Source organism: Planomicrobium stackebrandtii, assembly GCF_030814955.1.
Classification (GTDB): domain Bacteria; phylum Bacillota; class Bacilli; order Bacillales_A; family Planococcaceae; genus Planococcus; species Planococcus stackebrandtii.
On sequence record NZ_JAUSWB010000006.1, the window covers coordinates 215,780 to 228,314 of the forward strand.

Below are 12,535 nucleotides of genomic sequence, written 5' to 3' on the forward strand. Positions count from 1 at the left end.
CGCGTCATCCCTCCCGCTTTGAGATGACGCGCAGAAAGTACGCTTCCAGCTCTTCTTCTTCCAAAGCTAAATGGGTTGGAGGAACACCTTCGGACACCAAATAACGGGAAATATCATCTGGGTGCTGCACTGCATATTCGGCAGTCGTTTCAATTTCCCCTTTTCTATTGAAAACAGATGAATATCCTGCTCGGTTCATTGCCCCTAAGGCTTTCTCTCTATTACGCGCATCCACAACCAATCGTTTGGATAACAGGCTTTTAAATTGATCGGCTTTGACTTCCTTTATCAACTGTCCTTGATGGATTACACCTATTCTGGTGGAAATTTTAGCCACTTCACTTAAAAGGTGGCTCGACATGAAAATCGTCACCCCCATATCAGAGGCCAAATGCTGAAAAAGCTCCCTAATTTCAATAATCCCTGTCGGATCCAGTCCATTTGAAGGCTCATCCAAAATCAAAATCTCCGGTTTGTGCAACAATGCTTTTGCAATCCCGAGACGCTGCGCATTTCCCAAAGACAACTTGCCGGCCTTTCTATCCGCATATGCTGTCAACTTTAATTGATCCATCACCTGGTGAACAGAAGAACTGTCCAAAACGCCGCGCAGACGGCGGAAAACGTCCAAATTCTCTTTGACTGTAAGCTCAGGGTACGCATACGGTGTTTCCACAAGGCTTCCGACTTTCCTCCATATGTCGTGATTGGCCAATCCCACTTTCTGGTTTCCAATATAACAATCTCCTTGGCTCGGGTGGACCATTCCCAGCAGCATTTTGATGGTGGTCGTTTTGCCTGAACCGTTCAATCCGATAAAACCGTATATTTCCCCTTTCCCGATCTCCAATGAAATGTTTTCTACAGCCAAGAATTTCTTGTATCGTTTGGATACGTTAGACAATCGAATAACAGAATTCATTTTCATTGCTCCTTTACCAAAGGAATCTTCAAGAAAAATCAAAAAATTTTAATTATATTATGTGCCCATTCTTCTAAACTTACAAACATTGCATGGCAGTTTAAGGAAATTTCATGCATTCCTTGAATATTAAATGATGAAAAGGGAATACATAAAAAGAATAAGCAATAAAAAGGAGGCAATATGCATGGATTTTAAACATGAAAACAACAAGTTTTCGGCTCTGGAGAATTCCGAAGAGTTGGCTTTCCTGAGCTATATACCAAATGGCGGTGTTTTGACGGTTGACCATACTGAAGTTTCTCCAAAGCTCGAGGGCCAAGGAATCGGCAAAAAATTAGTGGCACAGGTTGTTGACTATGCCCGCAGCGAAAACAAGACAATTGATCCGCAATGTCCATTTGCTAAAAGCGTCATTGAAAAGACCCCAGAGTTTCAGGACGTGCTGGCAAAATAATCAAGCATCCGCTTAGAGCGGATGCTTTTTCTTATGGCTTTGTTTGAGAGGTGCGGCAAGGGGAACATGAACAGTAAAAAGGGGTTGGATAGTGTGAAGACATCACTTGAGGAAGCCGTCAAGATGCATGCACAGCCATTCAATTCAATTGAAGATTTGACACCTCTATTGGAAGCGGCTGGAGATGCTAAGTTCGTCCTTCTTGGAGAAGCAACCCATGGGACATCTGAGTTTTATACATGGCGGGCAGCTTTGACTAAAAAACTGATTCTGGAAAAAGGGTTTTCGTTGATTGCGGTTGAAGGCGATTGGCCCGCTGCCCAACAGGTGAATCGCTATATCAAGAGTTTTTCCAAACAAGAACAACAGCCGCGCGAAGTGCTTCAAGCCTTTAAGCGATGGCCAACCTGGATGTGGGCCAATGAAGAAATCGCTGACTTTATTTATTGGCTGAAAATGCACAATGACACCGATCGCCAAAACGTCGGCTTTTATGGCATTGACGTCTATAGCCTTTGGGAATCCATGGAAGAGATCGTACATCGCCTGACAGATATCGCCCCTTCCGGTGAAGCGATCAACTTGGCAAAACAAGTATTGGCTTGCTTTGAATCCTTTAATCGCATACCTGAAAATTATGCTGCTGCCGTCGACTTCTCAAAGTCATGCGAAAAAGCGGTATCCCAATTGCTGGCATCCATCCGTTCAAATGAGGAGCTCTATAGAGATTCCCATGAAACTGACCTGGATTTGAAGATCAATGCACTTGTCGCCAAAAATGCAGAAGAATATTACCGCTCCTTGGTGCAAAGCGATGAAATTTCATGGAACATCCGCGATGAACACATGGTGGAAGCCATCAATGAAATACGTGATTATCACGGCCGAGAATCAAAGATTATCGTTTGGGAGCACAATACCCATATTGGGGCTGCAGATGCCACTGAAATGAAAAATGAAGGCATGACCAATGTGGGACAGATTATTCGTGAACAAAACCGCCCAGAAGATGTTTATGCCGTCGGCTTTGGAACCCATTCAGGTACTGTCATTGCGGCCCCTTCCTGGGAAGAACCTTATGAAAGAATGGTGATTCCGCCTGCCCAGCCCTATACGTGGGAAGACCTTTTGCATCGGACCGGTGCATCCGACAAATTCCTGCTGTTCCATTCACAGAACTTTGCTTTGTTCGATCGCTGGGTCGGCCATCGTGCAATCGGCGTTGTCTACAACCCTGAATTTGAATCATACGGCAATTATGTTCATTCCAAAATGTCACAGCGATACGACGCTTTTGTTTTTATCGATCACAGCCATGCGCTGTCTCCGCTTTGACTAGCGGCTAAAAAGGTCCAGTTTGAGCATTTTTACACGTTCTTCAAATTTCGAATGTTATGATAAAACAAGACTCTCTTAGTGTGGCACAAACCACTGAGCCCGAGTCGAAAAAGGGATGATCTATCAAAGGAGCTGTACTGACAATGACGGAAAAGAAACAACTTGGAACTACCGGATTGTTCATTAACCCGATCGGCCTTGGCATAAACGCTGTTGGCGGACACAATCTGTATCCTGATTTGAATGAAGACACCGGCAAAGAACTGGTTCACGCCGGCATCGACAACGGATTGAATTTCGTAGATACGGCTTATGCTTACGGTTATGGCCGCTCAGAGGAATTGCTTGGCGAAGTGCTTCAGGAATCCGGTGCACGCCATGAAATGGTAGTCGCAACAAAAGGCGCTCAACGCCGGCAAGGGGACGAGCATATTACCGACAACTCACCTGCGTTTTTAAAACAAGCAGTAGAAGACAGCCTGAAACGCCTTCAAACCGATTATATCGATTTGTTCTATATCCACTTCCCAGATGAGCAAACGCCGAAAGCTGAAGCTGTCGGTGCATTGCAGCGTTTGAAAGAAGAAGGCAAAATCCGTTCAATCGGCGTATCCAACTTTTCCATGGAGCAGCTGAAAGATGCCAATAAAGATGGCTATGTAGATGTTTTCCAAGGCGAGTACAATCTGCTGAAGCGCCAGGCGGAAGAAGATTACTTCCCATACGTAAAAGAGCACGGAATTTCCTACGTCCCTTACTTCCCGTTTGCTGCAGGTTTGCTTGCGGGCCAATACGATAAAAATAAAACCTTTAATGATTTGCGGACGAATATGCCCCATCTTCAGGGACAGGAATTCGAACGCAATTTAGAGAAAGTCCGCAAGTTAAAAGCGTTGGCAGAAGAAAAAGGGGCGGAAACAGCACACGTAGTGCTTGCCTGGTACTTGGCACGCCCTGAAATTGATGGCGTTATCCCCGGCGCCAAACGTGCGGACCAAGTACTATCAAACTTGAGCGCACTGGATGTTCAGTTGAGCACTGAAGAAATCCTTGAAATAGGCTCTATTTTTAAAGACTGACACAAATAAAAGGCGGCCCCTCGGGGCCGCCTTTTATCATTTTATCTGAATTCACCGTCTGCAATGTTAAACAGATAACTCCAGTTGTCCGCTTTGTACAGCTCATGGAAAGTAAGGCGGTCCCCAGTACCGAGGGTCACTTCTTCTCCGACAATCGCTACTACCATTGCGGTCCCTGTGTTATCCAGGTTCAAGTAAACATCTCCGATAGAAGGACGGATCGCGTTCTTCTCACGCAATACCTCTTCCAGTTGAGCATCCTGCTCCAGCTGTTCAGCCGAAACTTTGGATTTATCAAAGTAAACAATATCATTGCTGCCTGCTTCTTCTCCAGGAACCATCACATAAAATTCTTTTGATTTCACTGTGTTTTGGCGAGTAGTGATAACATTCTTGCCTTCGACCGATTCAACTTTCTCAAATTCATTTAATGAGTAATGATCCATGTAATCCGGATCTGGTCTCGTGATTAGGATGTATCCGCCTTCTTCTGCTGGACGATCCTCACGTAAAGTATAGCGTGCCCCAAAGAATAAGAAAGAATCCATGTTCTTCGGTTTGTAGAACGTAACTTCATCAGCCTTGCTTGCGACTTGTTCCATGTCTTTGACGCGGAACATCAGCACCGACTTTTTAGCCAGCGGTTTTACAGAATATACCTTGTGCAATTCATTTTGGTAATAAACAAATTGTCCTTTTCGTACTTGCAATAATTTCATAATTTGCCCTCCGATACTGTCATTGCCATGGTTTCATTCTAGAGGAAAAAAGCATAGAAGTCCATGCAAGCACTTGAATTGTTTGGTATGCTACTATCACAAAAACTATTTATGGGGGAGGTACCTTAATTGGATATTGAAAACCGAGATGAATTTATCATTAAAAAGTATCAGCAAGAAGAACAAATCATGGTTCAACTGTTTGTTCAATGGTGCACGAATTATCAGCTGAACCCCGCTGAGCTTTACCAGCGTGCGTATCCCGGGCAACCACAAAGTGCTGTGCTGACTGACGCGATCGATGAGACGGATACCGAAGAGATGGACATAGACCATGAAACCTTGCTGGACGTTCTGCAGATGTTCGGAAATGATGATTTGGCTTTTGTCGTTTCAGAAGAAATTGAAAAACTTCCTAAAAAATAAAAGATCCAGTGCAACAGCACTCGATCTTTTATTTTTTGCGTTTCCGCAGTTCTTTTGCCTTATTTTCAATATGGCTGGTACGCAAATTTTCGAATCGATTAGATGCGATATTGCTGTAAATTTTATCAAACTTCGACTTATCTTTAGCTGATTCACCTTCTGTTTCTTCAATTTTATCTGCTTCTATAGATTCTGGACGTTCTTCTTCTTTTGGGTCATTGACCATTAGCCCTTCACTCCTTTTTCTAAAGCAGTTCTTACTTTAAAAGTTTCCCTTCATCGCTTCAGGATAAACACCAGAAAAAAACGGCCATCATACGATAAAAGATGGCCGTACTTTCTGTCAGACAGTTAGTTTCAAGCTTTTTAATTCTTTTTCGAGAAACTTGGCAAGTTCCAGCATGCCAAATTTCCCAGCTTCTGCTTCTGCATCAGCATTGTAATTGGTGTTGGTGTTCACGTCGTAAGTAAAGATATCCCCAGCAGCGTTTCGAATAAATTCAATTCCGGCTACATTGATATTGTTTTGCTGCAAGAACGCTTCATATTTTTTAAGGATGGGGTCATCAAAGCCTTGGATTACCTGGAATTTCGGCTTTTCTTCCACTTCTTCCCCTACCGGACAAAACAAATCATCAATCCGGCAAGCATCTGCCGGACATAACTCAAACCCTTCAGATGTATCCACTTGAACAGCATAGACAAATTTCCCGCCGACGAATTCACATCGGGTGATGAATGGTTCGGGTGCTTGAATATACTCTTGAATCAAGGTAATGCCATCAATGGACGGTTCAAATTCAGAGCCTTCGACGTATTCTCTCAAAGCTTCGTGCGAATGGAATAAGCGTACGCCCAAACCTTTGCCGGCACGATTATGTTTAGTAATGAAAGATGGAACACCCATTTTTTCAGCAGCTTTTAAAATCTGCTCTTGTCCGTTTACAGCAATTGTTTTCGGTGTTTGAATCCCTGCAGCATTTAACGCCATGTATTGGTTAACTTTGCTGACTTCCAAACGCAAGGCGCGGCTGCCATTAAAGACTGTACGGCCATGATGCTCAAGCCATACTAGTAAGGACTCGGTCAGCTCAGGCGCAAAACGATGGCCTCTTGTATGGGAAGATGCGCTCATTCGGCTATAAAAAATGCCTTCAGGCGGCGCTTCGTTCAAGTCGACTAATCCCTCATTAATAAACCAGTCTTCGTAAGGCAAGTTCAGTTCATCGAGCCGTTTGAATAAATGGGTCGTCCATTCTTCATTTTCATGAATTACATAAATTTTTTCTGACATATTGCATCCTCCTAGATATTCAGCGCGCGAATCGCATTTCTTTTTTCTTCTACCAAGGGCATAACTTGTTGTGAAAAACGTTCCATTTCCTCCAATTGCGGAGAAAATTGCAGCAGCAGCAAATCCAACCCCGCATTTTCAAAAGCGATAATCCGATCTGAAATCTGTTCAGGCGTACCGATCAAATTCGGGCGCAAGCCACGGTTTGATACCGAGTAATCCTCCAGCTTTATTTGCTGCTCCAGCTGAGACTTGCTGACAAAGTCATTATACCCGACATAGCCGTCTGTTTCTTTGACATCGGTGATGCGCGCGTATTCTTCAGCGACTTGCTCTTCTGTATCGCGGCAAATCACATACGCCGCCATGCCGAATGTCTGCAAAGGTGAGCCGCCAGCTTGTTGGCGCAATTCTTTCATGCCAGCAATTTTTTCCTGAATCTCTTCCACCGTTCCCCCATGCATCACATAGGAATCACACGATTCCACGATTGACTTCTTGCCTCGTGGACTTTCGCCACCAGCGTAAAGAATCGGGTGCGGGCGTTGAACTGGCTTCGGTGCAAGACGCGCATTTTGAATATCATAATATTTCCCTTTAAATGAGAATTCCTCCTGCGTCCACATGCCTTTGACGACTTTCAAAAACTCGTCTGTCCGATCATAGCGTTCATCGTGTTCTGTGAAGTCTCCACCATATTGCTTCGCTTCTTCCGCCCACCAAGCTGACACTACATTCAGTGTAAAGCGGCCATTGGAGATTTGATCAATATTGGCAGCCATTTTTGCTGCGATGGCAGGATTATGAAACGCGGGACGAATGGCGGTCATAATTTCAATTTTTTCAGTCACTGCCGCAAGCGCTGCTGCTGTAGACCAAGCATCAAGAGAGTCAGCGGCCATCCCTTTAATATCATTTAAATTCAATTCTGCAATCAGGGTTGTATCATATCCCCATTTTTCAGCAGATTGAATGACTTTCTTAGCATACTCAAATGTCGGTGGCATTTGCTCCTCTTCTACATTTCGCAGCCAACCTCCAAAAATCGGCAACCAAAAACCATATTTCATCTTCACCACACCTTTCCTTTTCGGCCCAACTTCTCGAAAGATTCAATCTTTTAACAGAATAAAAACAGTATACAATAAAACCTTTAATTCTTACCAGTAAACTAGACTTTAAATTCTCTAGAAGAAAAATGCCAAATTGGCCATCTACCCCCTGTAGATCATTTTGCGAATGAAGCCGGCATAACCACAGCGGTAACTTCACCTGTCGCACACAATGTATTGCCGGCATAAACCTCTGTCTTCACTTTGAATTTCTTTGGATGGATTTCTTCAATTTTTCCCACAGCTTTCAAAACAACTCCCTGGGGAGTGGGTTTCAGATAGTCGACATGCAGAGAAGCTGTAACAAAGCGCGGAGGTGATTCACCACTGCCAGGTTCAAACCCATTTTTCCGATGCAACGCTAAAGCAGCAGAACCTGTCCCGTGGCAATCGACCAATGACGCAATCAATCCCCCGTAAACAAATCCCGGAATAGCAGTGTGAACAGATTTTGGCTCATACAACGTGACAGTCTCCTTACCACTCCAAGCTGTTCTAAAATGATGCCCTTCTTTGTTGAGCCGTCCGCAGCCATAACACCAGGCAAAGTCTTCTGCATAGTCATCCTGTATAGCGATTACTGAGTGGTTTTCCATAATGTATTCCCCTTTTCTTTTAGTTGATTGGCAATATCAAATATTGGCTTTCCTTAAATGTGCCTTTTTATGCCCAAAGGAAAAAGCATGATCCTTTTCATCAGATCATGCTTTTCCTTTTTCCATCCCTCGAAAATCCTGAGGGATTTTTGCACGCGGAAAATTTTATTAAATTCTTTCTACAAACTGTACATCTCTGACGAATACGAAACTCTCGTCATTGCAGTTTAGTTGCGCTGACATGCATTTGCCGATAGGGCAATTGGGTTCACGTGTACTTCTCAGTGAATTTTTTGATTCTGCAGCCAGGCTTTCAATTGCACTTCCACAAAAAACTTACGGCTTACTGTTTGAAACACTTTCCGGATAGAAACCCGAGTAACGATGGTTCCTGACAAGAGTGAATATCGTCAGTAAAGCAAATTTCCCGCCAAGGCCGTGCAGTTTCTCGTCTGAAGGCGATTCTGGATTGGATCCAGTCGTATCTTCCGACGGTGATTCCGCCTTGTACTTTTATATTACCCACTCTTCCGCTGGAACTAAACCTATTTTTTAAAATTTTTTAATAAATTCTGAATAATATTTTTACTTTTCATCTCCTTCCCTCTATACTAATAATTAGTTCGAAATCCGTAATACATAGAGGAGAGATTATATGGTTAAAAGTTTGCCCGTACGTTCAGCCATTTCCGATGAAGAAAAATGGGATTTATCCAGTTTATTCAACAGCGTTGCCGAGTTTGATCAAGCCCTGGAAAATTTGGAAAAGGAAGCCCAAGCTTTAAATCAAAAAACGCAAGGAACCATCGTCGATGTGCAAACTACCATTCAGGCGTTAACGGATTACACGGCTTTTCTCGAAAAGTTAGTTATAGTAAGCACCTACGCAAGTTTGACGATCAGCACCGACCAAACCAACGATGAAGCTCAATTGCAGTCCAGCAAATTCAGCGCTGCATCAGCCAAAATCAGCAGCAAGCTGTCTTTTATCAACAGCGAGCTTCTTGCCTTGCCGAGAGAAACCTTAGAGCAGGCAATGCAGGAATCTGCAGAGTTCAAAGTATTTCTTGAAAAGCTGCTTCGCAGAAAGCCTTACCAGCTGCACCCTGAAGTGGAAAAAAGCCTTGCCGCTTACTCTTCTACTTTCAGTGCGCCATACGGTCTTTACAACACCACAAAAATGGTCGATATGAACTTCGACGATTTCGAAGTAAATGGCGTAACCTACCCGCTCAGCTATGTCTCTTTTGAAGGAGACTGGGAAGCAGAGCCGGATGCGGAGCTTCGTCGGGCAGCATTTGATGCCTTTTCCAAAAAGCTCAAAGATTATCAGCATACGACTGCGAAAACTTATGACATGCAGTTGCAGACAGAAAAAACTACAGCGGACCTTAGAGGCTATGACAGTATTTTCGATTTTCTTCTGTTCAATCAGGAAGTCGACCGCTCGCTTTATAACCGCCAAATTGATTTGATTACCAAAGAACTGGCACCGCATATGCAGAAGTACGCCAAGCTATTGCAGAAAGCTCACGGCTTGGACCGCATGACGTTCGCCGATTTAAAAATTTCTTTAGATCCGAGCTACGAACCGGAAATTACCGTGGAAGAATCCAAAAAATACATTGATGATGCACTTTCCATTATGGGCACGGACTATATTGAAATGGTTGACCGGTCGTATTCTGAACGCTGGATTGACTTTGCACAAAACAAAGGAAAATCGACCGGAGCCTTCTGTTCAAGCCCATACGGTGACCATCCCTATATTTTGATTTCCTGGACCGGCCGCATGAATGAAGTCTTTGTGCTTGCTCACGAACTTGGACATGCCGGCCATTTCTATAACGCCAACCGTGAACAGAACATCTTTAATGCGCGGCCTTCCCTTTACTTTATCGAAGCCCCATCGACGATGAATGAAATGCTGGTCGCCAACCATCTGCTGAAAAGTTCAGAAGATCCGAAATTCAAACGTTGGGTGATTTCATCGATTGTGGCCAGAACCTATTACCACAACTTTGTCACTCACTTGCTGGAAGCTGCCTATCAGCGCAAAGTGTACGAGCGGATTGATGAAGGAAAAAGCGTCAACGCCGGTATTTTAAACGCCATTAAACGCGGTGTGCTGGAAGAATTCTGGGGAGATGCCGTTGATATTACAGATGGCGCCGAATTGACTTGGATGCGCCAGCCGCATTATTACATGGGCTTGTATCCGTACACCTACAGTGCCGGGTTGACCATCTCCACTCAAGTATCCAAACGGATCTTGAATGAAGGCCAGCCGGCTGTAGATGATTGGCTGGAGGTTCTAAAAGCTGGGGGCACCAAGACACCGGTGGAGCTTGCACAAATGGCCGGAGTCGATATCACGACCGAACAGCCGCTGCGAGACACCATCGCCTACATTGGCGAACTGGTGGACGAACTGGTGCGCTTGACTGAAGAAATTGAGCAAACTGTATAGGTTCTTAAGCATTAACTAAATAAAGCCGTGCGCAGTTCGTTTGCGCACGGCTTTTCAAGTTGTCAGGAGCCTTCTATCAAGCATTAGTTTTCAAAAGCTTACCGGTCGCTTTGGGATTCACATCTATGCGTAGATTTCTTTCGTAAGAATCCGGTCTGGACGACTGTAAATTTATTTGAGCGACTGCAAATTCGTATGAGCGACCACAAATTCATTTGAACGCCCATAATAAAAAATCCATTTATAAGACCTTATCAAAATCACCTCAAAAAACGGCGTGCCTGTAACACTGGATTGGATTCGCAACAATAAAAATGTTCAATTGCTGCAATGAAGGCATGAAAATTTTTTCAGGCATTCTTTTTACGCCATAACAGGAGCTGTTCCACACCAATAGCGATTAGGGTACCGGTGATCAGACCGTTTGATAAAGTAGCCGCGACAACAGATGGCAGGTTCGCCATGCTTTCAGGCGGAACGAACATGATGCCGACCCCGCTCATCAAACCGAATGCAGCCACTTTGTAGGAATGCTGCCAATCTGTTTCATTTTCCAGTTCCGTAAAGGCCATCTCCACCATTTTGGTGAATACGGCAAAAATGACAGCATACGCCACTGGAGCCGGTAAAGAAGCAAGAATAGCCATCACTGACGGAAAAAAACTGATCAGCACGACAATAACGCCACCGAAGATGAACGGCTTTAGCGCTGGGGTTCTGGTGGCACTGACAAACCCAGCTGCCCCTGAAATCGGTACGGGACCGATGGACGAAAAAAGACCGGCAATGATGTGATTAATCCCGGAAGCTGTTGAAGCCTGTTTGATGCGGTCCGGCACATGAATCGAGAAGGAATTTTTAAGCACGCTCTCCATTACCCGAATCGATGCCATCATATTGGCAATCAGCAGGATGGTCAAAAACAAAGCCGTAACAAACATGCCGCTATCCCAGATCAGCGGTCCAAAAACCAGCATTTCCGGAAACGATACCAAAGTATTCGCCCCGCTTTCCGCTTCAGGCGATTTGCCGAGAATCCAGAAAATCAGCCAGCCGGCAGCAATCGCAAATAGGATGGAATAGCGGCTGACCCAAGGCACTTTGTGGCCCATGAAAAAGAAAGTCAATAAGATGACCGCAATGCCGCCCATCAGCACTAGCCCGTCCACCGGATCGCCTTTCGAAACAATTCCCAACAAACCCGCTAAAATCGACTCGCTGATTTGGAGCACCAATAGCAGCAAGTAAACGAACGTGATGGTGGGTGTAAAGAAAATCTTAAGCTTATCGACCAGGCCGCTATAAGCAAATACGATAAACAGCACTCCGCTATATAACAAGCCGCTTTGCAGTGCTTGAAGAGACTCCTCCATAGAGCCATACAGGATTCCAACCAGCCCTGCGTAAACAATGAAAATTCCCCACCATAAACCGGCCGGTCCTTCGTTGATCGGCATGCGGTGGCCGATTGAAGCTTGAACCAGGCAAGCGATGCCCAGCACAAACATGGTTCGCTGGACGAATAGCGCTGTATCCGCCGTATCCATGCCAAAGATGCTGGCAATGGCAATTGGTGCTGCGATAGAAGAGGCAATCAAAAAGACCGCCCATTGCACACCGCCAAAAATATTTTTCATAAGCGCTTTCCCCACTTCTTCATTCTGTCAATTGCTTACAGTATACACCTTTTGAAAAGATCAAAAAAAGACCCGACAATTGTCAGGCCTTCGGTTTATTGCGTGCTGCTTTTTGTTCATTTACTTTGCGTACCGTTTCTTGCGGATCAGCATCGCCATCAGTTTGTTTGTCCGGGTCAAAACCGTCTCTGTAGACGACCGGATATCCCTGGTCTTCCAACTGTTTGACTTGCTTGCGTGATGCTTTAATCAATAACCGCACTATCAGCACAGATAAAATGAATATAATTACGACAGAAATAATCCCTGGGATGTATTCCGATTTGTCTTCAGGAAAATATAAAAAATCCATTGTGTTGTTTCCCACCTTTAAACCTTAAGTTTCATCTTATTATACATGATTCTTGGACCTGTTCTTTTTAGGAACGTGAACATTTCATGGCAAGTTCCGTTAGATTTCCACGCGGTTCATGCCAAAGAAAAGC

13 protein-coding genes are annotated in these 12,535 nt (G+C 44.4%); 5 read left to right on the forward strand and 8 right to left on the reverse strand.

The window, feature by feature from the left end:
• Positions 1-4: 4 nt before the first annotated feature.
• A complete protein-coding gene (locus QOZ98_RS12810; protein WP_308787815.1) occupies positions 5-922 on the reverse strand; it encodes an ABC transporter ATP-binding protein in 918 nt (305 codons plus the stop codon).
• Between the two features lie 187 nt (positions 923-1,109).
• Here QOZ98_RS12810 and QOZ98_RS12815 point away from each other — a divergent pair, with 187 nt between their 5' ends.
• From QOZ98_RS12815 to QOZ98_RS12825, 3 genes are all read left to right on the forward strand, one after another.
• On the forward strand, positions 1,110-1,379 hold the full coding sequence (locus tag QOZ98_RS12815; protein ID WP_308787816.1) for a GNAT family N-acetyltransferase: 270 nt from the start codon (positions 1,110-1,112) through the stop codon (positions 1,377-1,379).
• A gap of 93 nt (positions 1,380-1,472) precedes the next feature.
• The gene (locus QOZ98_RS12820; protein WP_308787817.1) at positions 1,473-2,714 is read left to right on the forward strand and encodes an erythromycin esterase family protein; all 1,242 of its coding nucleotides are present in this window, start codon (positions 1,473-1,475) and stop codon (positions 2,712-2,714) included.
• A 146-nt stretch (positions 2,715-2,860) separates the two neighbouring features.
• The gene (locus QOZ98_RS12825) at positions 2,861-3,796 is read left to right on the forward strand and encodes an aldo/keto reductase (RefSeq protein WP_308787818.1); all 936 of its coding nucleotides are present in this window, start codon (positions 2,861-2,863) and stop codon (positions 3,794-3,796) included.
• A 41-nt stretch (positions 3,797-3,837) separates the two neighbouring features.
• On the opposite strand, the gene QOZ98_RS12830 is transcribed toward QOZ98_RS12825, so the two are convergent.
• Positions 3,838-4,515, reverse strand: coding sequence for a hypothetical protein (locus tag QOZ98_RS12830; RefSeq protein ID WP_308787819.1), 678 nt, complete (start codon positions 4,513-4,515; stop codon positions 3,838-3,840).
• A 129-nt stretch (positions 4,516-4,644) separates the two neighbouring features.
• Between QOZ98_RS12830 and QOZ98_RS12835 the strand changes: the two genes are divergently transcribed.
• Positions 4,645-4,941, forward strand: coding sequence for a BTB/POZ domain-containing protein (locus QOZ98_RS12835; protein ID WP_308787820.1), 297 nt, complete (start codon positions 4,645-4,647; stop codon positions 4,939-4,941).
• A gap of 28 nt (positions 4,942-4,969) precedes the next feature.
• Here the strand turns inward: QOZ98_RS12835 and QOZ98_RS12840 are convergent, their stop codons facing one another.
• From QOZ98_RS12840 to QOZ98_RS12855, 4 genes are all read right to left on the reverse strand, one after another.
• Positions 4,970-5,167 (reverse strand): hypothetical protein, encoded by a 198-nt coding sequence (locus tag QOZ98_RS12840; RefSeq protein WP_308787821.1) that lies wholly within the window; start codon positions 5,165-5,167, stop codon positions 4,970-4,972.
• Between the two features lie 117 nt (positions 5,168-5,284).
• Complete coding sequence (locus QOZ98_RS12845; RefSeq protein WP_308787822.1) at positions 5,285-6,235, reverse strand: ATP-grasp domain-containing protein; 951 nt, start codon at positions 6,233-6,235, stop codon at positions 5,285-5,287.
• 11 nt (positions 6,236-6,246) lie between these two features.
• On the reverse strand, positions 6,247-7,305 hold the full coding sequence (locus QOZ98_RS12850) for an LLM class flavin-dependent oxidoreductase (protein WP_308787823.1): 1,059 nt from the start codon (positions 7,303-7,305) through the stop codon (positions 6,247-6,249).
• Positions 7,306-7,463: 158 nt separating this feature from the next.
• Entirely contained in the window at positions 7,464-7,943 is a 480-nt protein-coding gene (locus QOZ98_RS12855; RefSeq protein WP_308787824.1) for a PaaI family thioesterase, read from the reverse strand.
• Positions 7,944-8,598: 655 nt separating this feature from the next.
• Between QOZ98_RS12855 and pepF the strand changes: the two genes are divergently transcribed.
• Complete coding sequence (gene pepF / locus QOZ98_RS12860) at positions 8,599-10,413, forward strand: oligoendopeptidase F (protein ID WP_308787825.1); 1,815 nt, start codon at positions 8,599-8,601, stop codon at positions 10,411-10,413.
• A 350-nt stretch (positions 10,414-10,763) separates the two neighbouring features.
• On the opposite strand, the gene QOZ98_RS12865 is transcribed toward pepF, so the two are convergent.
• Complete coding sequence (locus QOZ98_RS12865; protein ID WP_308787826.1) at positions 10,764-12,050, reverse strand: purine/pyrimidine permease; 1,287 nt, start codon at positions 12,048-12,050, stop codon at positions 10,764-10,766.
• Between the two features lie 82 nt (positions 12,051-12,132).
• Positions 12,133-12,402, reverse strand: a complete 270-nt coding sequence (locus tag QOZ98_RS12870; RefSeq protein WP_308787827.1) for a hypothetical protein — start codon at positions 12,400-12,402, stop codon at positions 12,133-12,135.
• Positions 12,403-12,535 lie beyond the last annotated feature (133 nt).